21 protein-coding genes are annotated in these 23,677 nt (G+C 31.0%); 9 read left to right on the forward strand and 12 right to left on the reverse strand.

Translation table 11 applies throughout. The annotated features are described in order from the left end of the window. Window positions 1-106: 106 nt before the first annotated feature. Window positions 107-985 (reverse strand): DNA-methyltransferase, encoded by an 879-nt coding sequence (locus PT603_RS06940; protein WP_008240261.1) that lies wholly within the window; start codon window positions 983-985, stop codon window positions 107-109. A 72-nt stretch (window positions 986-1,057) separates the two neighbouring features. On the opposite strand from PT603_RS06940, the gene PT603_RS06945 reads away from it, so the two are divergent. Together PT603_RS06945 and PT603_RS06950 are read left to right on the forward strand one after the other, a co-directional pair. Then, entirely contained in the window at window positions 1,058-1,291 is a 234-nt protein-coding gene (locus tag PT603_RS06945) for a helix-turn-helix domain-containing protein (protein WP_008240260.1), read from the forward strand. After that, window positions 1,278-1,877, forward strand: a complete 600-nt coding sequence (locus PT603_RS06950; RefSeq protein WP_008240254.1) for a hypothetical protein — start codon at window positions 1,278-1,280, stop codon at window positions 1,875-1,877. The genes PT603_RS06945 and PT603_RS06950 overlap by 14 nt, the downstream gene beginning before the upstream one ends. 151 nt (window positions 1,878-2,028) lie before the next feature. On the opposite strand, the gene PT603_RS06955 is transcribed toward PT603_RS06950, so the two are convergent. Then, complete coding sequence (locus PT603_RS06955) at window positions 2,029-2,946, reverse strand: type II restriction endonuclease (protein WP_008240251.1); 918 nt, start codon at window positions 2,944-2,946, stop codon at window positions 2,029-2,031. Further along, window positions 2,946-3,845, reverse strand: coding sequence for a DNA adenine methylase (locus PT603_RS06960; protein ID WP_008240248.1), 900 nt, complete (start codon window positions 3,843-3,845; stop codon window positions 2,946-2,948). Before PT603_RS06960 ends, PT603_RS06955 begins: the two co-directional genes overlap by 1 nt. 679 nt (window positions 3,846-4,524) lie before the next feature. Here PT603_RS06960 and PT603_RS06965 point away from each other — a divergent pair. The 3 genes from PT603_RS06965 (at window position 4,525) to PT603_RS06975 (ending at window position 7,318) form a co-directional block, all read left to right on the forward strand. Continuing rightward, window positions 4,525-5,745 (forward strand): PDDEXK-like family protein, encoded by a 1,221-nt coding sequence (locus PT603_RS06965; protein WP_008240246.1) that lies wholly within the window; start codon window positions 4,525-4,527, stop codon window positions 5,743-5,745. A gap of 425 nt (window positions 5,746-6,170) precedes the next feature. Continuing rightward, window positions 6,171-6,461, forward strand: a complete 291-nt coding sequence (locus PT603_RS06970) for a hypothetical protein (protein ID WP_008240243.1) — start codon at window positions 6,171-6,173, stop codon at window positions 6,459-6,461. A gap of 113 nt (window positions 6,462-6,574) precedes the next feature. Beyond that, window positions 6,575-7,318, forward strand: a complete 744-nt coding sequence (locus tag PT603_RS06975; RefSeq protein WP_008240241.1) for a hypothetical protein — start codon at window positions 6,575-6,577, stop codon at window positions 7,316-7,318. A gap of 338 nt (window positions 7,319-7,656) precedes the next feature. Here PT603_RS06975 and PT603_RS06980 read toward each other — a convergent pair whose 3' ends face one another. Further along, the gene (locus PT603_RS06980) at window positions 7,657-7,917 is read right to left on the reverse strand and encodes a helix-turn-helix domain-containing protein (RefSeq protein ID WP_008240239.1); all 261 of its coding nucleotides are present in this window, start codon (window positions 7,915-7,917) and stop codon (window positions 7,657-7,659) included. A 935-nt stretch (window positions 7,918-8,852) separates the two neighbouring features. On the opposite strand from PT603_RS06980, the gene PT603_RS06985 reads away from it, so the two are divergent. Continuing rightward, on the forward strand, window positions 8,853-10,424 hold the full coding sequence (locus tag PT603_RS06985; RefSeq protein ID WP_008240656.1) for a TonB-dependent receptor plug domain-containing protein: 1,572 nt from the start codon (window positions 8,853-8,855) through the stop codon (window positions 10,422-10,424). On the opposite strand, the gene PT603_RS06990 is transcribed toward PT603_RS06985, so the two are convergent. The 4 genes from PT603_RS06990 to PT603_RS07005 all read right to left on the reverse strand — a co-directional run bounded on the left by PT603_RS06990 (window position 10,415) and on the right by PT603_RS07005 (window position 12,893). Beyond that, window positions 10,415-10,891 carry a hypothetical protein gene (locus PT603_RS06990; protein WP_040488878.1) on the reverse strand — a complete coding sequence of 159 codons (477 nt, stop codon included), beginning with the start codon at window positions 10,889-10,891 and terminating at the stop codon, window positions 10,415-10,417. The two genes, PT603_RS06985 and PT603_RS06990, sit on opposite strands and share 10 nt — an antisense overlap. A 2-nt stretch (window positions 10,892-10,893) precedes the next feature. Then, window positions 10,894-11,259 carry a hypothetical protein gene (locus tag PT603_RS06995; RefSeq protein ID WP_155805677.1) on the reverse strand — a complete coding sequence of 122 codons (366 nt, stop codon included), beginning with the start codon at window positions 11,257-11,259 and terminating at the stop codon, window positions 10,894-10,896. A gap of 93 nt (window positions 11,260-11,352) precedes the next feature. After that, window positions 11,353-12,537 (reverse strand): RHS repeat domain-containing protein, encoded by a 1,185-nt coding sequence (locus PT603_RS07000; RefSeq protein ID WP_081483499.1) that lies wholly within the window; start codon window positions 12,535-12,537, stop codon window positions 11,353-11,355. A gap of 41 nt (window positions 12,538-12,578) precedes the next feature. Continuing rightward, window positions 12,579-12,893, reverse strand: coding sequence for a hypothetical protein (locus PT603_RS07005; RefSeq protein WP_008240647.1), 315 nt, complete (start codon window positions 12,891-12,893; stop codon window positions 12,579-12,581). Window positions 12,894-13,817: 924 nt separating this feature from the next. On the opposite strand from PT603_RS07005, the gene PT603_RS07010 reads away from it, so the two are divergent. The 3 genes from PT603_RS07010 to PT603_RS07020 all read left to right on the forward strand — a co-directional run bounded on the left by PT603_RS07010 (window position 13,818) and on the right by PT603_RS07020 (window position 21,148). Then, complete coding sequence (locus PT603_RS07010) at window positions 13,818-16,838, forward strand: SusC/RagA family TonB-linked outer membrane protein (RefSeq protein WP_008240349.1); 3,021 nt, start codon at window positions 13,818-13,820, stop codon at window positions 16,836-16,838. 11 nt (window positions 16,839-16,849) lie between these two features. Beyond that, window positions 16,850-18,271: a RagB/SusD family nutrient uptake outer membrane protein gene (locus tag PT603_RS07015; protein ID WP_008240351.1), complete on the forward strand. Its 1,422-nt coding sequence runs from the start codon at window positions 16,850-16,852 to the stop codon at window positions 18,269-18,271. Window positions 18,272-18,460: 189 nt separating this feature from the next. Beyond that, entirely contained in the window at window positions 18,461-21,148 is a 2,688-nt protein-coding gene (locus tag PT603_RS07020; RefSeq protein WP_373568197.1) for a M16 family metallopeptidase, read from the forward strand. Window positions 21,149-21,207: 59 nt separating this feature from the next. Here the strand turns inward: PT603_RS07020 and PT603_RS07025 are convergent, their stop codons facing one another. The 4 genes from PT603_RS07025 to PT603_RS07040 form a co-directional block, all read right to left on the reverse strand. Then, entirely contained in the window at window positions 21,208-21,492 is a 285-nt protein-coding gene (locus tag PT603_RS07025; protein ID WP_155805671.1) for a DUF6520 family protein, read from the reverse strand. 99 nt (window positions 21,493-21,591) lie between these two features. Further along, complete coding sequence (locus tag PT603_RS07030; protein WP_274238593.1) at window positions 21,592-22,053, reverse strand: MauE/DoxX family redox-associated membrane protein; 462 nt, start codon at window positions 22,051-22,053, stop codon at window positions 21,592-21,594. Window positions 22,054-22,158: 105 nt separating this feature from the next. Continuing rightward, window positions 22,159-23,118, reverse strand: a complete 960-nt coding sequence (locus PT603_RS07035; protein WP_050951159.1) for a helix-turn-helix domain-containing protein — start codon at window positions 23,116-23,118, stop codon at window positions 22,159-22,161. A 186-nt stretch (window positions 23,119-23,304) separates the two neighbouring features. Beyond that, window positions 23,305-23,673: a DUF7793 family protein gene (locus PT603_RS07040; RefSeq protein ID WP_008241596.1), complete on the reverse strand. Its 369-nt coding sequence runs from the start codon at window positions 23,671-23,673 to the stop codon at window positions 23,305-23,307. Between the last annotated feature and the right edge of the window lie 4 nt (window positions 23,674-23,677).

Here is a 23,677-nt window from a genome sequence, read left to right on the forward strand (position 1 = left end):
ATTTAAGAAATGATTATAAAACTTTAACTATTTTTTGTTGTGTCTTGAATTATTTTCAGCCTTTTTTCCTTATCAATTGGTAATAATTTAATTAGAAATTAATGTTTTAAATGTATTTAATATTCTCATCATAGTTTAAATTCTTGTAGTTTTCTATTATTTCAAATAATTGATGCTCCTCATTAAATCCCCTAATTTTACTACAATAGTCCCTCAAATTATCCGTACTATCAAGCTCTAATTTTCTTTCAATCCCTAAATCTAAGTATTTATTTAATTTATCTATACCAATAAATCTCCTACCTAAAAGATTAGCCGCAATTCCAGTAGTACTACTTCCAGTAAAAGGGTCAAGTATTAAAGCATTAGGCCTGGTTGAAGCTAGGATTAATCTAACCAACACAGATAATGGTTTTTGAGTAGGATGCTTTCCAAATCTTTTTTCCCAAGGACCAATTGAAGGTAATGTCCAAACGTCTTTCATCTGTTTATTATCATTTATCTCTTTCATTAAATCATAATTAAAATAATGACCTTTCTTTTGAGATTTACGTGCCCAAATAATTTGCTCCGTTGAATGTGTAAAGTATCTGCATGCTAAATGAGGAGGAGGATTAGTCTTTTGCCAAGTTATTACATTTAAAATCTTAAAATCCAGTTCATCCAATACTTGTACAATATTAAAAATGTTGTGTACTGTACCACTTATCCAAATCGAAGCATCTTCATTCATTTTTTCTCTAACCGCTGATAACCACTTACGGTTAAAATTGGTCATTTCCTCTCTACTTTTAGACTTATCCCAATTCCCTTTATTAACACTAACTATTTTACCACTTTCAATTGTATTACCACCACTAGAAAGAAAATAAGGGGGATCTGCAAATACCATATCAAACTTACCATCTAAGGATGATATTATTTTTTTACAATCTCCCTTAAACAATTTAAAGGACTCATCTTTAGATTCATAATAATTATTCATATAAATAATTTAAAAGCCAAAAGATACTTATTGTGTGTAGACTTATAGTATCCAATAAATGATATTTGTGACATGAGTAAAGATAATGTTTTAATCAAGTTCGGCAATAGAATTAGGCTTCTTCGAAAACAAAATGACTGGAGTCAAGAAGACCTTTCATTTAAATCTGGATTTCACAGAACGTATATTGGTATGATAGAAAGAGGAGAAAGAAACCCTTCATTAAAAAACATAAGTGTCTTTGCCAATACTTTCAACATATCTCTTTCAGAACTTTTAAAACTAGAAATTAATGAAATGGGATGAGCTATTTAATATTGTTAAAGACCTTGAAATTGGCCATTCATATAAAATTTATGAAGAAAATGGTTTTCTTATAAAAATTATAAGACCTATACGGGATTTTAAAGGATATGATATAAAAAAGAATTTCCAAATCTTCATCAAGGAAGGTGAAAGAGAATTTAGACCAAACCATTTACGTGTTTTTATTGATTTAAACTTACGAATAAGATGTAGGCCAGATTTAAAAGAAGAACTTCTTATTGCATTTGATAATATTTTTTATAAAAATGATCCCATAATTGAAATTGAAAAACTGTCAAAGGAAAAATTTGAACATTGCTTAAACCCAATAACGAGTACAGCCATATTAAGCCAGTTATTCATTATGGAGCAAGAGTATAACTATCATAAAGAAAGTATGTTTGAACCACCTACATTATTCTACCAAGGTTGGATTAGACAATTTTTAGACAGCACTAAAGAAATAGATAATCTATGTATGAGCGTATGTAGATTTCAACCTCCTGCTGTAAAATATACTCGGCTTGACAATAAAAGGCATAAAGCCTTTATATATAAAAAACCACCTCTTTGGTATTTAGAATAAAATTAAAAAGATGATTGGCAGGTATCATTATAATCACTCTGGTAATCAAGAAAGGTAAGGCTAAAATTTCTTCTACTTCAATAGATTCTAATATTATTTATAAATATTCAACAAAAAAAATATTCAATATTGCATGTCTATAGATTAAATTCTAATTCAATATTCTTTTGAGAATCCCATTTTTCAACATCTCCAAGTTTAATAAATATTCAGCTTTATCAAAATATTCCCTCAAAGGTAGAGTTGCACTCAACCAACCCGCACCGTCCGTAACCCATACAAAATCAATATTTTGATTATTCCAATATTGATTCATATTTACATATTCAGTAGCTGTAGATTTCAACTTAGAACCTCCTCCATTATAGAAATTTACTTCAAAGAAATAGAGTTTACCATTGTTATTAATTACATAATCAAGCCTACGAGATGACTTATCCAATGTTATATCAATACCCCATGCATTTTTAATGGCATTAGCATTTGCTTCTTTCAAATATGATAATTTAAGCTCTTGGCATACTTCAATTATATAGACTTCCACAGCTTCTTCCATTTGATGTCCCCCCCTATTTTTTCTACCATTACTATCTAACCCAACTTCTACTCCTGTAGCGTAGTCAACCAAATTTTTTATCTTTTTATCCTTAACTAAATCCCCTAAACCACAACCCACAAAAAAAGAGGCAATATTTTCAGCTTCCTCCTTATTAGGTATTTTTATTGACAAATCAAAATGATCGTATTCAAACGTTTTAAGGTTTGATACAATATTAATTTTTTGTTCTGATTTATTATTAAACCTTATGGCTAATAATAAAGGAATAACATTAACTACTTTAGGGTATTGTAATATTATATTCGACAGCTCATCATGAACATTTTCCTTCCCAATAAGAACATTCAAAATGTTCAATTCTACTTCATATGGCTTAACATTATTATAAACTTTATCCCATTTAACAAAATAATCCCATTGAGTAATTCCTTTTATTTTTAAAGTTGAAATGATATAATTAAATAATTCATCATCTGAATTAAAGTTCAATAGCTTTGATAGTTTTTTCATTAAAAAAGATTAGTAATTAATAATTCTGTAAGATTCCCTCTTTTATTACCTTTCGAATTTATACTCCTTCTCGCGTTTACTCTTAAAACATTAAACTCTTCATACAAATCATCAAAAAAATTATCATCTGGATTTACATTTTTCATATCTGAATTACTTAAAATCCATTGATGACCTAGGCTATTTAATGTCCTACAAAATTCCTTTAACCTTATTTGTTGAGCATCATCAAATACATCTTTAGCATAAGAATTAAAACTTGAAGTCTCACTTAATGGTTTGTATGGAGGATCGAAATAAAATAAAGTACATTCACTAGCATGCTTTAACGTTTCGGAATAATCTCCATTTAAAATTACAGTTTTTTGCAAAACTTCTGATACAACTCTTAAATTATCCTCATTACAAATATTTGGTAATGAGTGAGACCTACCAATAGGAACATTAAACTGGTTTTTTCCATTAACCCTATACAAACCATTAAAACAAGTTTTATTCAAAAATATAAACAAGGCGCTTTGGATAGTTCGCGTAGATTTCCGGGTATTAAATAACAAACGCTTATCATAAAAATACTCTTTGGCTAGTTCTTTATCTTTAAATACAGAATGATACTCTAGCTGGTACATTGAAAGAGTAGTTAACAAATCATCTAAATCATCCTTAATGGTTAGGTAACAATTTGTTAAGTCACTATTTATATCATTTATAACCACTTTTTCAATGTTGGGAAACTTTTCAATCATCCAGAAAAACACTGCCCCACTACCTACAAAAGGCTCTATATATGTAAAAGGTATTTCACTTAAATTTTCAGGTAATTGATTTTCAATTTCATCAATAAGCTGTGTCTTTCCACCAGCCCATTTCAAAAATGGCTTTGCTATACTATTTGGCATTGTGTAGGGAATTTTAATTTAATTGAATCCATTAAAATCAAAAATACTAATCTTTTTAGACCCTATGTCAATTTTTTGATGTTAAAAAATCAATGATTGACTGCTTTATGTATAAATACAAAATTCAATTGCGAAAACTATACTTCTTATCCTATGCCAGTTCTATAATACTTCATATTTATTTTAATCGGTTTAATTGATTTAGAAATCCATTTACATTATAAACTATATTATAAGTCATGAAACAAAGAATAGACTATTCACCATGTAATTAACTTACCTTCACCAATAAAAAACAAATATTGTTAATAACACAATTTAAACCTATTAGCTATCCTTAAAAACTATTCCAAAATAAACATAATAGACAACCTAGTATCTGCTATAAATTTGAATTTAAATAACAATTAATTAAAAGTCTAAAAATGAAATCTGTATCCTTTTTGTTCTAATGAAATTATGGGTCTCCATGGCTAGTGGACAAAATTCCCTTAATAGAAATGATTATCATTAACTATTACATAATTGCAAAACAATAGAAAAAGTATTCTATACTATGTATTTGCCTAAAATATATTAAAGCGAATAAGTTTATATTGCATAAAGTAAATTCTTTGAAATTTCCTTTGATCCCCTTTGTATAAAATAAGGAACTAAGATTACACAATAATATTTCAACATGAAAAAGTCTAATGAAATTTTAATTTATATGAATGCATACGAAAATGATATGAATTGGCTTTTAGAAAAAATTGGGGAGATAAATCAAAAATATACTGATTCTACTCCAACTAATAAATTCAACATATTTTCAATTCTTAGAAAGAGCCATGATGAAGTTAATTTACATTCTCGATTTATAGGCGAAATTTTAGATAAAGAGGGCGTTCATGGACAAAAGGCAAAATTTGCAAAACTTTTTTTAGAAACCTTAAACATAGATGATTTCTTACTTGAAAATTATAAAACAAAAAGGGAATATAAAAACATAGATTTATTACTTACCAATAACAAGAAAGCAATTATTATTGAGAATAAAATTTGGGCTAAAGATCAGGAGGCTCAACTAGAACGTTATTATGATATAATTAAATCCGAGAATTACAGTGATAAGGATATTCATATAATTTATCTAACGCCCTTTGGGAAAGAACCAGCTGAGAGTAGCCTTGGAAAATTGAAAGATAAAATGGAAGTAAAACTGATATCCTATGATAAACATATTACTGACTGGCTAGAAAAGTGTATAAACTTAAGCCTAGAAACACCAAGCATTAAAGAAATTTTGATACAGTATCTAAATTTAATCAAAGAATTAACAGGGAATACAATGTCAGACAAACATAAAAATGAAATTATTGAACTTTTGTTCATACAAGACAATATGAGCCTAGCCAGAAAGATTGTAGAAAGCTGGGATGATGCAAAATTAAAAGTAGAATTAATTTTTTGGAATGATTTATCAATAGTTATAGAGAGGGATGGCTACAAAATCTTAGAAGAAAAAAAATATTCTGAAGAAAAGTTAAAAGGAACTAAAGACCGTTTCCTATGTGGAATTATGTTCGAGATTGGAAAATTAAAGGGTAATAGTATATGTATGTATATTGAAAGAGGAGAAGATGCAGATAATACCTATTATGGTATACAAATTATGGGAGATCAAAATGAAAATGAATTAAATAAATTTAGACAAAAAATTAATAATACTCATGAATGGGGAGGTGAATGGGTTGGTGGCGAATATTTAGAACCCTATATCAATTTTGAACAATTTACTGGAGAAGTATTAAAATTTTCAAATGAGGAGTATAGAAGGAACTATATTTCTAAAAATTGGGAAACTATGAAGAAATATATTGAACAATTTAAAAACCATGTTATTGATGAAAAAGATTAGATACACAAATAACAAAGATGTCTATACAATATGAAAAGTCTAACCCCTGTTTTTAAAGTTTACACACTTTATGGGATAGTGTCCTAAACAAATAACGAATTAAGGCATAGTCTTTCAAACTGTAGGGTAAATTTTTTGGATTATGTTGAGAATTATCATTCATTAATCCTATTAATGAATGATGCGCAAAAGGATACAGCATTTCGAAATATAAGAGAATTGTATGCATTATACCAAAATAAAGCTAAAAAATAGACATTAACTCAACTATCTGAAAAAGTAAAACAAGTGCTCGAAAAAACGGTTGAGATAAGTAAAACCATAGGGAGCGTAGAGAAAAGCAAGATGGCAACACCGTTTCATAAATCAAAAATTATTAACTTTTTAACAGTAACTTACAGTTATACTTACTGTTACCATTAATTATGGAAAAACCAGATAATCCAAACAAAAAACTAGAACTAGTAATTAAAGATTCAAACTTAAATCCTAGACAAAATATCTTAGACAATGGTATATTATTTGACCATTTGGAAAAAAATAAGAATATCAAAAAAATATACTGTACTTATAAACTTGCATATGATTCCTTACTTTGTGGATTAGACAAGAATAAATTAGAATATAAAAAAAATGAATTGACAGCTACCAGAAGTATAGAAAAAGGAGAAGTTAAAGACAAGCAATACAAAAAACTAATATTCGGAATTGATTAAAAGATATTTACCAACAATGTATCCTATGAAAAGTACAAGTCTAATCCTTAACGGTAAATTTAAATAATCTACCCTTAACAAACGGTTTACGAACCTTTGTCAATAAATAAAAAATGAAGAACGTAATTGAAAAACTAAAGAAATTTAGTACGCAAATCGACTTAAAAAATAGATTCGATTTTAATTTTGATATTAATGATAACATTTTCAGTTCCGAAGAAACAGAACAACTTCTAACTGACAAAAATCCATTCGACCAAAATGTAAGATTAAAATGGATTTTAAGCCAAAAGTATAAAACAAGTGCAGAACAAAACTTTATTGACTTTTGGATAGTAAATAATTGGGGGGGAATTAGAGGATTTAAGCCAAACGAGAGGAATATTGAAAAAATTCAAAGATTTAAAAAACAAATTGTAAAGGGGCAATTATCATTGGATTGTTTTAGTACAATTTCTTCTCTTTCAAAAATTTCTTCATTTATTGACCCAGATAATTTTGTGATTTATGACTCAAGAGTTATTTACACTCTTAATTGGCTGATTTTGACTTGTGAAAACCAAAATGGATTTAAAAAAAAGTATTTTCCAATGCCAAGTGGTCGAAATAAAATAATTGCAGATTTTGATATGAATACAATCGTAAATATTTTTCACATTTCGGAATATGCTGAAAACACCGATTTATATGTTAATCAACAAAATGCTTATTTCGAGTTTTGCGATTTCATAAAAACTAACACCAAACTAATTTACGGAGAAGATTCAAAACCTTATGAACTTGAAATGCTCTTATTTACGTTAGCGGACAAAGAAATATTCTCCGAATTAAAAAAACAGTTAAAAATAACTACTTAATCAGCTTTCTAAATTATATTAACAAACCCTTTATTGAAAATAAGACTTCATGGGAGTAGTTTGCGGTAAAAATTCGCTGTGGATATGCTGGAGCATGACCCTCACTTTAACCCAACTTATAGGTAGTTGTCATTCCGCGTATGCTGCCCCCCTTGGAAAATGAATATAGCTAAAATTTTAAATTATTCTGAACCATGTTGACCCCTCTGGATGATTATTTGGGAGCATTTTGCCCATTTGGCTATTTTACTTCTGGATTTGGTTTATTTGATGAATACCATCAAATAGATAACTAGTGGCCGGAAAACCAAAACCAATGAGTCAGAAAAATAAAATGATTAATCATCAATATTATACTTCTTTATATCGAATTTAAAATCAAATAAATCTTTAGGTTCAATTTCTAGAACAATTGCCATTTTTAGTATAGTTTCAATGGTTGGATTCCCAATTCCCTGCTCATATTTACTATAATTACTTTTATTAAATCCAGAATTTTTAGAGACTCCACTCATCTTATCAAATTTATCAGTTCTCACTCTTTTCAAATTCTCGGCAAAAGCCTTCATATATATACTCAATACTTCTTTACTATCCATTTCTACTGTGTTAATAACACAATGTCTTTATTTTTAAAAAAATATTCGTGGTGATATATCACTACAAAACAAATTTTTATTATATTTGTTTCAATAACATATATTTGCAATTCTTCTAAAGAATATTATAGAAGCAATTGCTTTGAATCTCGCCTTTGAAAACTGGTAATTTTTATGGAAACGAGATGATAAGTACCTTTGCTCACGACCCGGGCGTGGGCTCTCTTATCGTTTCCAAGGTATACCAGTACCGCAAAGGCGTAAGTTGAGTTCCACGCCTTTTTATGCGCAAAATTTAACTATTCAAGGTAAAGCCTCTTTTATTGAAGCATTGCAGTTTTATAAAAAGCGATGGTTCAGATAGTAATTAACAAGAAAAATATCATATCTCTTTGCGCAAGGTGGTTACAGGCAATGTCCCTCTTTGATATTCTTTTTATTAAGATACCTAAAAAACCTATTTAACTAGTTATGGGATAATACGAATGTCTTTCCGGAGTGTATTTATCCCTAAGTCCCATAACTGACGTCCTTTAAGATTGTATGAAACAGATAATCAAACATTAATAGTTTCTCCAATCATTACTGTGATCCGGCATAACCCGATACTCCCTAATTTGATTAAAACTACGACCAGATGGTAGTAGGTGAATTTTTTATGCAAGTAACCTAAAATAATTTGTCTATGGTATAAAAATTTGAATTAGTCAAGATTATAGGGGTTGGTGAGATTTCCAAACAATCTTCCGACCCACTATAGTCCTTAAAAAGAACACTGAATCATTAACGAATAAATTTATTACCGAACATGTCCAATTTTATCAGGGAACCTACTTCAAGGGGTTACAAAAAAAGCCTACTGCCATAATGTGAGAGCTATGACAGCAGGCTGAGAAATCAGTTAAAAACCAATTTCAATTAATCACCACAAAATTATGAAAAACAACTCTTCTAACAGGGTTAGGTTACTTATTGTATTCCTATTAATCCTTGTTACTGCCCTATATACTTGCGAGACTTGGGCAACACCAATTAATACCTCGAATGACTTTCCTACTGCAATTCAGCAAAGTGTATCAGGAACAGTTCAAGATAGCGAGGGTATCCCAATTCCGGGAGTGCATATTCTAGTAAAAGGGACTAAGCAAGGGACCTTTACTGATTCGAATGGTCACTTTTCAGTATCTACGAGTTCTAACTCGGTACTAGTATTCTCTTTTATGGGATTTACCACTCAGGAAGTGGCCATAAATAGTAGAACTTCCATTAACGTAACTTTAGTTGAATCTGCAACAGAGCTAGATGCCGTAACAGTGAATGCTGGTTATTATACAGTAAAGGAAAGAGAACGTACTGGAAGTATTTCAAAAGTAAGCTCGAAAGAAATTGAACTGCAACCTATAGTTAGTCCATTGCAAGCCTTACAGGGAAGAATAGCAGGCATTGAGATCACTCCTGGAGGAGACCAACCGGGAATGGCATCTACAATACGTATCAGGGGGCAGAATAGCTTACGTACTGCAGGTAATTTTCCTTTGTACCTAATAGATGGAGTACCTATTAATCCAATTCCAATTGAAAGTAATACACTTCTAAGCACTACTGGTATAGATCCATTAAACACGCTCAACCTTTCTAACATCGAAAGTATAGAAGTCCTAAAAGATGCTGATGCAACAGCAATTTATGGTTCTAGAGGTGCTAACGGAGTAATTCTAATAAGCACAAAAAAAGGTATCAAGAAAAAAACTCAAGTTGAAGTAAGAACATACTCCGGTATCTCAAAAGTGCCAAACAAATTAGGTTTACTTAATACCAAAGAATACTTAAAAATAAGACAAATTGCCTTTGAAAATGACGGACTTATTCCAAACGATTCAAATGCACCTGATTTATTACTCTGGGATCAAAATCGTAATACAGATTGGCAAAATTTCTTTTTTGGAAAAACTTCATCAGTTTCGGATATAAACATAGTAACATATGGTGGTAATGAAAGCACTTCTTTTCGAATTGGAGGCTCATACCACCAACAAGGAAGTGTTTATATAGGAGATTTCAATTACAATAAATTAACATTTGGCTTAAATCTTAATAATTTATCCCAAAATGATAAACTTAGTGTAAATCTATCGTTAAATTATGGTGTAGATTATAACAATTTATCTGGAAATACAAACTTATCCTCAAATGTATTTCGATTAACCCCAAATGCTCCTGAAATTTTCAATGAAGATGGTAGCCTACATTGGATGGGTTGGAGTCTAGCAGGATTGGACAACCCACTGCAAGGTTATTTCAATTTTAGCACAACACAAAATAGCAATATAGTATCTCAATTAGGTATTTCCCGCAAATTAAACTCCAAACTACATTTCAAAACCAATTTTGGATATACTAAAACAACTAGTCAGGAATTAGTAAAAATTCCAAAAAAATCCTACAACCCATATAATCAAAAGCTACCGTTTCCGATAGCTTTTGATTATATGGGTTGTTACCAATAACTTCCTATTTGGCTAATTCCACCAAAAATTATTATTTCATCAGGGTCTGACTTTATTCTTAAAAATTTCTCACAGCCATTTTTGTTCTCTAAAAAAGACGTTCCTCTTTCAGATATAAAGGCATTGTTTTTTCTAGCCTCTTTAACAAAATCCTTGTAATACTTTATGTCTTTTCCAGCATAAACATTAAAAACATAAGCTTGAAGCTTGTTTTCCTTAAATGCAAAATAATACTTAACTTTCCTATTCTCATTTAGTATTTTTTGGTTTGTAACAAAAGAATAAGTAGATATCTTATCATCTAATTTACTATTAGGTTCTTTTTTCAGTTCAGGAAAGATTTCTTTTAGCTCATGGCAAGACATATTCAAATCAAAATCACTCAAACCAACTGAATCAAAATTGATTTCACAAACATTATTAGTGTTTGCCAAATAAAAAAACATCAAAAAAAGTAAATATCTCATAATTAACTATATAAAAAATCCAAATCAATATAATAATCGTCGCTATCCATATTATTCACGTAAATGTTTATTTTTTTTTGCATATTTATTTTAACCCTCAATAAAGTGCTGTCCATATTAACCTGTTTCACAAATTTATTCTTAATTCCCTTTGAGTTAACATATCGACAAATCAATAGGGATTGTACTTGATACCTATCTTCAACTCTATACTTTGCTCTTTTCAAAAACTTCAAACCGTATGCACTAGAAGATTGATAATAGCCATGCTTTAATATGGTGTCATTTTTTACCACCTCACAATTATTCGCATCCAACTCAATAACCGTTCCAGTATTCTTTATTTTTTCAATTGTTGTTCGTTTCACATTCGATAAAGAAGAACTGTCTGATTTCAGCTTTTTGTTGAGTAAGAATATAATCAAACCAATTACTAATATCGCTATAAAATAATACAACCTCTATTTCTTATCTGATTTTGTCTCCGGATTAACTTCAACACTGTTTTTAGTATTTAGATATGCTTTATGAACAATAATACTGTTACCGTCATCGATATATTCAATTAAAATAGCACTGTCTCTTTGTAACATTGCATTTTCATCACTCCAAATTGCATTATCCAGTTCTTGCTTTGTTTTAATTTGTCCAGTCAAAAAGTCTCCTAATATTGATGTTGGCATACTTATGACTTCAAAATTATCCTTGACAACTCCGTTGTTAACCTCGTATTCTAATGTTGACACTGAATTTCTACCTTGTGCGACAGCTAAAATATAGTCTCTCCTAGCTTCTTTAATTTCATCTATTCCTTTCTGGGCTTCATTGCCCAATAAATCAACTACCAAACCTACGGCCATAGCAGGCAAGAATCCACCTGAAGAAGCCACATATGTTGTGATTCCCGTTCCTAAAAGGGAATTCGCATCCACTTGACCGCCATTATTAGCAGTTTCGTTGACTAATGAAATAGCATCCCAACCATCTCCAGATTTTTCCAAAATGCTTCCAAGATGTTTAAGAGACCTACTTCTAAAAGCTTCAATTTGATTTATTTGCCTAGTATTGAAGTATTGATTGCCTAAATTTCTAGACGCCATAGTAACATTCTCCACTACGGTTCCGTCAATCAATGTAACATCTCTAACTATTAATTCATTAACGGTATATATTTTACCATTAGTTCCCTTTAACTTTCCTTTAGCCAATTCTTTATAAGCAAAAGAATAAGAAAAAGCAGTTGCTTTCTCTCCGATGGTTTCTAATCCTTTTGTAACTATGCTTACAGATATGGCCTTACCGTTTACGGTAGAGAAAAAAGAATCTCCTTCTTCTTTTGGTGTAATAGCGATTAACTCTTCTCCTCCTTCCAGTTCTTTATGAGATATCACATTATTTCCGCTAAATTGATAAGGCGAGTAAAATGGATATTGTTTGGATAATGGGTCGACAGTAAAGAACCTTCCTAATCTCGGGTCATACATCCTAAAAGTAAAATTCATACTATTTCCTTCCCCTTTAATCTCGTCATCTTTCTCTTGACCTTGGAACCCGTAACGATAGGTATCCGTTGACCCGTGGCGATTGGGTAGGAGTTGCCCGAAGGGATAATAATCATTATATGAAAGAACGTCTGGTGTAAATATAGGACACTATCCCATAAAGTGTGTAAACTTTATGGGTGGTGTCACTTTAATTCATAATGGTCATCTAGTTTTCCCCCATATTTTCTTTCTACAAGCTTAAAAAAATCAGAAAGTTTAATCCCTTTATTAAAACAAATGACATTCAAAGTATGTAACGGTATATTATATCCGTCTTCACCTATTATTTTTTCAATGACATGATAATTTACACCATAAACTTTTCCATACTCTCTCATGGATTCTCCACTTGAAAACCATTCCTCAGCCAGATACTTACAAACATACTTATCCACCCGAAATACCTTTCTCAATTTTTTACTATTTTTTTTGTTTTCTTGTGGGCTTTCTATTGACATACCAACAAAAGAAACTAATATTGTTCTCTTTTATGAGAGCTATCGCTCTCATATTGATTTTTTTCATATATTTGCCTTAATAACATATATTTGCAATTCTTCTCAAAGAAAATATAAGAAGCAATTGCTTTGAATCTCGGATTGAAAACTGGTACTTTTTATGTGTACGAGACGATAAGCAAGTTTGCTCATGACCCGGGCGTGAGCTTACTTAGTCGTACACAAGGTATACCAGTACCCCAATCCGCTAAGTTGAGTTCCACGCCCATTTTTATGCGTTAAATTCAACTTTTCAAAGCACAGCTTTCTCGAAAGAAGCATTGCAATTTTATAAAAAGCGATGGTTCAGATAGTAATTAATAAGAAAAATATCATATCACTTTGCGCAAGGTGGTTACAGGGAATGTCCCTCTTTGATATTCTTTTTATTAAGATACCTAAAAAACCTATTTAACTAGTTATGGGATAATACGAATGTCTTTCCGGAGTGTATTTATCCCTAAGTCCCATAACTGACGTCCTTTAAGATTGTATGAAACAGATTATCAAACATTAATAGTTTCTCCAATCATTCCTGTGATCCGGCATAACCCGATACCCCCTAATTTGATTAAAACTACGACCAGATGGTAGTAGGGAAATTTTTCATGCAAGTAATCTAAAATAATTTGTCTATGGTATAAAAATTTGAATTAGTCAAGATTATAGGGGTTGGTGAGATTTCCAAACAATCTTCCGACCCACTATAGTCCTTAAAAAGAACACTGAATCATTAACGAATAAATTTATAACCGAACATGTCCAATTTTATCAGGGAACCTACTTCGAGGGGTTACAAAAAAAGCCTACTGCCATAATGTGAGAGCTATGACAGCAGGCTGAGAAATCAGTTAAAAACCAATTTCAATTAATCACCACAAAATTATGAAAAACAACTCTTCCAACAGGGTTAGGTTACTTATTGTATTCCTATTAATCCTTGTTACCGCCCTATATACTTGCGAGACTTGGGCAACACCAATAAATACCTCGAATGACTTTCCTACTGCAGTTCAACAAAATGTATCAGGAACAGTTCAAGATAGCGAGGGTATCCCAATACCGGGAGTACATATTCTAGTAAAAGGAACTAAGCAAGGGACCTTTACTGATTCGAATGGTCACTTTTCAGTAACTACGAATTCTAACTCTATTCTAGTATTCTCTTATATGGGATTAACCACTCAGGAAGTGGCTATAAATAGTAGAACTTCCATTAACGTAACTCTAGTTGAATCTGCAACAGAGCTAGATGCAGTAACAGTGAATGCTGGTTACTATTCAGTAAAGGAAAGAGAACGTACTGGAAGTATTTCAAAAGTGAGCTCTAAAGAAATTGAATTACTACCTATAATAAGTCCTCTAGAAGCCTTACAAGGTCGAATACCAGGAGTTCAAGTAACTCAACGAAGTGGGGTTCCAGGAAGTGCACCAGAAATATTAATTCGAGGGCAAAACAGTTTACGAACTGAAGGGAACTATCCTTTATACATTATAGATGGTGTCCCTATTAATCCCATCCCTCTATCTGGTAGTAATATATATACAAATGGAGTTGATCCTTTAAAAACAGTAAATATCTCCAACATTGAAAGTATTGAGGTATTAAAAGATGCTGATGCAACAGCAATTTATGGTTCCAGAGGAGCTAACGGTGTAATCCTAATTACCACAAAAAAAGGGAGTGGAGTTGATAAAAAAACTGCCATTGAAGCTAGATGGTACTCTGGTATTGCAAAAATATCAAACAAAATGAAACTACTCAATACTCAGCAATACCTAGCCATTCGAAAGGAATCACTAATAAATGATAATAGAGAACCCACAGCTTCAAATGACTATGATTTGGTCCATTGGGGCCAAAATCAATATACAGATTGGCAAAAAGTACTACTTGGTGGGACAGCTCCAATTTCAGATATCAATTTATGGGCTAGTGGCGGAAACGGTACAACCTTATTTAGATTGGGTGGGTCATACCACAAACAAGGAACTGTATTCCCTGGTGATTTTGGTTATCACAAAATTTCTGGAGGAATTAACTTAAATCATCTCTCAAGTAACAAAAAACTAAATTTAGATTTTTCCTTAAACTATGGTGTGGATTCTAGCAATTTATTTGCTAATGGAAGTAATTCCCTATTTAATACTGCGGTAGTCTTACCTCCAAATGCTCCAAAAATCTATAATGAAGATGGGACTTTACATTGGGAAGGATGGAAGGTATCTCCATTAGATAATCCTATGGCCACCATTTTACATAGGAATATATCTGCAAAGTCCAATCACATCTTATCTAATTTAGGATTCTACTATCATCTGAAAAAAAATTTAAAGTTTAAAACAACTTTAGGTTATACAAATTTAATCCACCAAACATCCGGGAAAACTTCCAACAAATATTATCCCCCCGAAAGTAGAGATAAAATTCCACACAGCTCTTCATGGTCAAATACGAAAAGACAATCTTGGATAATTGAACCTCAGCTGGTATATAATGCCTCTATTAAAGAGGGAGAAATTGACGGACTTTTTGGAATAACCTTTCAAGAAAGTAATGATTACAAATTAAATATCTCAGCTCGAGGATATGTTACAGAATCATTAATTGGGAACTTAGCAGCCGCAGAATCAATTCAGATAAACACTAATGAAGATATTCTGTATCGATATAATTCAACCTTCGCAAGATTAGGATACAACTGGAAGCATAAATACTTCATTAATCTTACGGGACGGAGAGACGGTTCATCTCGATTTGGACCAGAAAAACATTTTGCAAATTTTGGAGCAATTGGCGGTGCTTGGATTTTATCAGAAGAAAAATTCTTAAAAAACAAACTTCCTTCCTTATCATTTGCAAAAATCAGAGGTAGTTATGGAATAACTGGAAGTGATCAAATCGGCGATTACGGTTATTTGGATGCATATGAAACCACTTCAGGCCCTGGAGGATTAATTCCAACCCAATTAACGAATCCTGACTATTCCTGGGAGGAAAATAAAAAACTGGAAATTGCATTGAATTTAGGATTTTTAGAAAATCGAATAAATCTTGGTATCAATTGGTATCGAAATAGATCTTCAAATCAACTAGTAGGATATCCATTACCCTCTATCACAGGTTTCAACACAATACAATCTAATTTACCCGCAACAGTACAGAATACAGGATTGGAGGTAGAATTTTCTTCCTTAAACATCAAATCAGATAAATTGAGGTGGCAAACATTCATAAATATAACAGTCCCTAATAATAAACTTATAAGTTTTCCTAATATCGAACAAACATCTTATATCAATCAATATAGAGTAGGTCATCCTCTTAATATTAGCTTTTTATACCAATATGATGGGATTGATCCTGAAACAAAACTTTATCAAGTAAGTGATATAAATAATGATGGTAGTTACAACTTTGAAGACCGCATCATATATAAAAATCTTGGAAGAAAATTTTATGGAGGAATAAACAATGTAATATCTAGCAAGAATTTTGGGTTTAATTTTTTATGGGAATATGTAATTCAGGATGGATCTCAGCCATACTTTACAATGCCAGGTACCCCTTCTAATCAGCCATTGGGTGTGTTTACAAAATGGCACGAAAATGATTTACAAAAAATATCACAATCTTCCTTAGCACTTAATGCATATTCTCGAGCATACGGGAGTGAACACTTCACAGTAAGCACATCCTATTTAAGACTAAAAACAATGTCTTTTTACTATAATATCCCTCCAAAATTCTTACCAAAAACAAAAATAAATTCATTTAAGTTTTTTATAGAATTACAAAATTTAATCACATTAACCAATTACAATGGGTTAAATGTAGAATTCCCAGGAGGTAGCACATCACCTAGCTTACGAACCATCACTAGTGGTTTTCAATTTAATTTTTAAATTATATACTTATGAAAAATTTTAACTATGAAATATGGATTATAACACTTTGGTTAACTTGTGTTTTAGTCTCTTGTGAACGCTTTGTTGAAATTGACACTCCTATTCACAAATTGGATAAAGAAACTGTTTTTTCAAATGATGAAACAGCAATTAGTGCTATAAATGGGATATATAATGAATTAGTTAATTCTACATTTTCTGGAGGATGGAATTCTTCGGTTACAGTTTTGGCAGGAATGTCAGCAGACATCCTACAGCCCATCAGAACAACTCACAGCATTTTTGGGCCTTTTAATGAAAATGAAATTTCGAGTTCAGAATCGCCAGACGCTAGTGCAAATCTAAATCTTTGGTCTAGCGCATATAATATTATTTATATGGCTAATAGTATTCTAGAGGGTATAGAGAATTCGAATAGAATTACTGAAGAAACAAAAAAAACAGTTGAAGGACAAGCACATTTCATTAGAGCCTTTACTTACTTCTATCTAGCCAATCTATATGGAGATGTTCCCTTAATACTTACAACAGACTATCGCAGAAATGCTATTGCCAAACGTATTCCAATAGATTTAATACTTGATCAAGTAAAAACCGACTTGGATATTTCTATGAATTTATTAAATGAAGTTGAGGACTATAAAAATTTAGAGCGAACAAATGTGAATCGGTTTGTTGTTATTGCTTTCTATGCAAGAGTAAGTTTATTCTTAAAAGAATGGAGTAAAGCTGAAGAATTAAGTACAAAGGTTATAAATCAAACTGGTAAATACGAGATTTTAGACGACCTAAACACAGTGTTTTTAGCAAATAGTAAAGAAGCAATCTGGCAAATATCACCAATAGGAAGTAATGGTGGAGGAACCCAAACAATGGAAGGGTCTATTTTTATTATTCACCCTACTTTACCATTCATATCTTCAATCAAATTAAAAGATGATTTTGTTTCCAACATTAACTCCAATGATAAGAGGCTAACTTACTGGATTGGTTATCACAATAGAGTAGAAAGTTACTATCCACACAAATACAAAGATAGGAACAGCATAAATAACATTACGGAATACTCAATGGTTTTACGACTGGCTGAACAGTATTTAATAAGAGCTGAGGCGCGAACAAAGCTAAATAATTTATCAGGTGCAATTAAAGATATTAACGTAATTAGAAAAAGAGCTGGTTTACTACTTATATCAGATACGAAATCTGAATTAAGCAAAAGTGAATTAATGGATTACATTATGTACGAACGCAAATACGAACTTTTTTCTGAATGGGGACATCGATGGTTAGATTTAAAACGTACAGAACGAGCTTCACAAGTCCTAAAAAGTATAAAACCTTTATGGCAAGATACGGACCTCTTCTACCCGATTCCTGAAGAAGAACGAATAAAAAATCCTAATCTTACACAAAACGATGGTTACTAACAAAACCCTTTTAACAAAATGAATATCAGAACACAGTCTATAATAAGCTTGTTATTAGTTCTATTCTGTAATAACCCAGCTTCTAAAGCACAGATTCAGGAAAATAAAGATACAATCGATAATCCTAGCATAAAATATGGAAAACTACCTAATGGTTTCACTTATTATATAAAACCTATAGATAAACCAATGGAAAAATTAGAAATAAGTTTCCTTGTAAAAGTAGGAAACTATAATGAAGACATGTATCACTTAGACTTTGCCCACGCCGTCGAACATTTAGCCTTTAAAAGTGCAAAACATTTTCCAGCAAACATACTAAATGACAACAGTTTTTTACAACATTTGGAAATGAAAAAAAATGATATATCTGCTCAAACTTCCAATTTTTATACCATATACTCTTTTAAAATTCCTTCACATCGTAAGGATGCACTCACCGCAGGATTTCAATTCTTTCAAGATATAGCAAAAAACTTAAAAATAAACAAAAAGGATGTGGACAATGAAAGAGGCCCCCTAAGACAAGAAATGGTATTTAGACAGGGAGGCAATATGGACAGTTACTTTTTTAAAACAAAACTTGAATCGTTATTATTCCCTTGTTTAAATAATTATTCTGATTTTTTTGAACATAATAACAACTTTTCATGGAAATCCTTACACGACTATTATAAAAAATGGTACCGTCCTGATTTAATGGCTGTGGTGGTGATTGGGAAAATCGAAAAAATAAATGACATTGAGAATCAAATACAAAATTACTTTTCTAGTTTAAAATCACCAAAATATTCCCCTCCTTCCGCAAACTGTTTTAAAGAATACTTTTATGGAGAAAACAAATTTTTAGTATTGGAGAAACCTAAAAGTATTTCAGATAATAAAGTTAATGTTAAACTTAATATACGTGATATTAAAACCATCCATAATGGTGATTATAAAAGTGAAATCATATGGGGAATGATTACTAAGGTTTTAAATAACAGATTCAAAGAACAAGCAAATTCTTACAATGAAGATTTTGTTCTAAACTTCCATCCTCCAACCAGAGTCACACCTATATTTCAAATTAATTTTAAGACAAGAAACAATGAAATACCCCAATCACTTAATAAAGCCATTTACTCTATAGAACAATTAAAAAAGTTTGGTTTTAATTTAGAAGAATGGGAAGACATCATTAGGAGCCATTTTTCAAATGCTCCTCAACAATATTTTCATTTACAACCAGAATACTGGTTAGAACAAATCAGTAATCACTTTATCTATGAAGATAATCTTGCAGAAAATAAACCTGAAAAAATAAAGCAATGGCTTTCTGAAATCACTTTAGATGAAATAAATAACATAATCAAAGAATATTTAACAAGTAGTCCAAATGATATTGCAGTAAGTATACCCAACGGATTTCCAATTTTAGAATATAATGAGGAACAATTTAATAATTGGATTCTTCAAGCAAAAAAAATAAAGGTATCACCCTTTAAATATCCAAACGCTCCAAAACAATTATTAAGTAATTCAGAAGTCGCAAAATTAAAGAATATAAATTTCATTGATTACGGAACCAATAAATTCGGAACCTATGAAATTCAATTAAATAATGGAGTAAAAGTTGCCTTTCAAAGTGTAAAACCAACAATAAGTTTGAACCAAAACCGAATAATGTTTCATGGATTTAGTAAAAAAGGAGCTTCAATCTTTCCTAAAGAAGATTACTTTTCAGCTATTAATGCTCCATTAATTATTCGTAATGCTGGTGTAGGAGAAATAGATAAATATGCATTAAGCCGTTATTTAAAAGGTACAAGTTTTAATAAAGGTATTTTCCCTTATGTCCATTACAATGAAACTGGAATTCGAGGAAATGTAATGTTAAAAGATTTGGAATCCTTTTTACAATTGGTTTATTTATATTTTACAAATCCAAGGAAAGACAGTAATGCCTTTGAAAATTGGAAAAAAGATGAAGAAAAGAGACATCAATCTCCAACATATAACGATTTAATCCAAGAAGATTTTAACGTTGAAATTCGACAATTTTTAGGTGATAGTACAGTGGTTTTTGAAGGCACAAAACGTCTCAATGGCATAGAAGAAACAGATATGGATAGAGCTTACAAAATATACCAACAACTCTATGGGGATGCTAGTGAATTTACTTTTTTAATTTCAGGAGATTTCCAAATTAAATCAGTTTTGCCAATGATACAAAAGTACTTAGGAAATCTTCCTATGAGACATCAAAAAACCGAAATTCACCCTTATAAAAAAAATAAAGTGCATTTTATCAATCCACCCATTTACCATATGTTTTCAGCACAGAATGTTAATGGAGCTTATGAAATGAAAAGTATAAAATATAATCTAAGATTTATAACACAACCTGAGAACCCTTTAGGCTGGAAGGAAAAAATAAAAGTTGAACTTTTAGGATTATTAATGAATGAGAAAATTAAAAAATTACGATTTTCTAGGAATGCTGCTCTTTACTATTTGGCTGCATATGGTCGGTACAATTCAAATATAAATTCCTACGAATTAGGAATTACTTTGGATTGTATTAAAGAGGAAATAGAAATGATTCGTTATGAATCAAAAAATATTATTGAACAAATAAAAAAGGGAGGCTTTACTACAGACGAATTTAAATTTATTTTAGATTCTTATCTAAATTCTTCTAGATACAATGTAAATCATATCAACAAAAACGAGCAGATTATTTTGAACATGTACAACTTTTATCGACACAATATTACTTGGAAAAATAACTTCGAAGAACAACAATTCATACGGTCATTAACCAAAGAAGATCTACAAAAAACAGCACAAAAGTATTTAAATAAAAACAAGGTAATGGAATTTTTAATGATATAGTTTGTTTAATTTGAATAGTATAATAAACCGGGAGATATCTCCCGGTTTTCTTAGTTAAATTAATCAAGTACTATAGGGTCCAGTGAAGAACTTGTTAATGGTTTGTCATCTTCTCCCGGATTCTGTACTGGATAAACCATATAAACAGTATTTGGATCAGAGGAAAAAACTACTCTACACTCTTTATTGCCATTTATGCAATTAACATCTACAGATTCCCACACACCAGGTGAAGTCTCAATATAGCCTTGAATTACTGCTAAATCTGCTTTTACGTACGCAAAAGACATTCCAATGGCCAATACAAAGGCCAACATCGGTAAAATCATTCTTAATTTTTTCATGATTTCTTAGTATTAATTGTTAAACATTCTGCTCGTTCTTTTTTACAGGTTATGAGCCCTACCCTGCTTCTGTTGCAACAAAAAAATTAATTTTAATAATCATTTCAGTTTATAATTATTAATAGCTTTTGCACTCGATTCCCGAAGCAATACAATTGCGCTGATAGCCATAATCACCCATATTATATTAAATATAAAGTGTTGATTCCATGACAAAAGAGCTATCACTCCTCCACAAGAACACGGTTCATAGGGACTGAAAAATAGAATCCCAATCACATAAGCAGTGAAACTCATCATTAACCCAAGAGAACCATATAATCCTTTGAGCCTTGTTTTACGGAATAGTAGCAAAATGGCAACTATTATTTCCAATAACGGAATTACCCATGATATAAACCCTGCTTTACTTTTCACATGTGCAAAAGGAGAATTTATAAGATTGTTATGGAAGGTATTCCCTTCCATAAGCTTGCTGAAACCAGTGTAGACAAACAGCATAATAAATAATATGCTGATGATTTCAGAAATAAGAATTCTATGTTTTTGCAGCCATTTCATGTCATTTGTATCTATTTAATACTTAATAACATAAAATTACCAATAGCAAGTGATCCACTACGGATAACGCCTGGTCTATTAGGGATTAATTAAATGAAGTAATTTTTACATATCGGAATTTGAAGATCTTAATTCCTTGGGTCTAAACCCATACCTTCTTTTGAATTCTCTGGAAAAATGTGTAGCGTTCTTAAATCCTACCTTTTCAGCAATTTCCTTTAACGGGAAATCCATATGCGCCACTAAAATAAAGGCCTCCTTCAATCGTTCCTCCTTTAGAAATTGAAAAACAGTCAATCCATAAAGTTCTTTAAACCCCTGTTTTAGTTTAAATTCATTGGTGCCAAAACGATGAGCTATCTCTACTAACGATGGTAATTCTTGTTTCAAATTATTTCTGATATGTTCTCCAACTGCTCTTATAATATCTACATCAGGGTACTGTAATACTACCTTATTTGGTCTCTCTTTACGAATATTAAAAGTTTGACTTTTAACTCGTTCTAAATTTTCTTTCTCATACTTTCTGTTAGAATGTACTAAATCAAAAGCGCTTACAACGATGGATCCATCTAATGCAGGATTAGTGCTGTTGATTATAAAAACAGCACAATTTAAATGAACCAACAACTTATTAGAACTCAAAAACGAAAGCCGAATGGGGAAATTATCATTGGATGAATTATTTATGATTGATTTCAAAACCTTCCAATCATGCTTGGCCTTTACAGACAAAAGGCTTCCAAAATCCCTCCCCAACAACTCCTTCCTATAAAAACCAATAAATTTCTCAATCTCAACACAGGTATCTGTAATTCTATACTCTTTATCTAAAATGAAAAAAAATTGATTTGAGAATTCATAAGAAGGACGCGAATTCACATATCCTTCATGTATAAAGGAATCCCTCACCTCCTCTGTTACCATATTAACACATAAAGCTATAGCTTCTAAGACATCAGTATAGTCGGTACGTTCTATGGAAGTATAAAACTTACCTTTATAGAGTTCCATCAATTGATTTATAATCATTTTCAGTCGGTATTGACTATCAGGATAACACATAATATCATATTTAAATAAACAATAAGAAAGGGGAAAAATCACTAGCTTATAAAAATACCATACGCTATAAAAGATATTTAAAAACAATAAATGTCAGAACAATATATGCATATTGAAAGAAAAGTAAATATAGCCATTATAAATTAACAACTTGAAAATAAAACATTTACACACAAATACATCAACTTATAAAAATTCAGATAGATAATCCATTCCTTCTTTCTCATTGATGCAAACTCTAGCTGGAACAGTAGGTGAATTACCTTTAATAAATATTTCTGATAAGATTAATGATAATGGAGTATCAGAAACCAAGGCTACGGCTTTTATAAGTACAGAACCTTCTGTAGCTAGAAATCTGCGTGCATTTACATCAATGCTCCTAATCCCATTAACATTACACAATACAGGATACTTTTTCCCTTTTTGATAATTCAACCTAAAGGAAACTATTTTCCTAGCTGTCGCTAGATCTATATCTATTCCCTCTTTATAAATAAAAAAGAGTACACCTTCTTTAATCTCAAAGGAGGCATATGCATTTTCAGCTTTCATTTAA

The sequence above is a fragment of the Imtechella halotolerans genome (genome assembly GCF_028743515.2).
In the GTDB taxonomy this organism is placed as follows: Bacteria; Bacteroidota; Bacteroidia; order Flavobacteriales; family Flavobacteriaceae; genus Imtechella; species Imtechella halotolerans.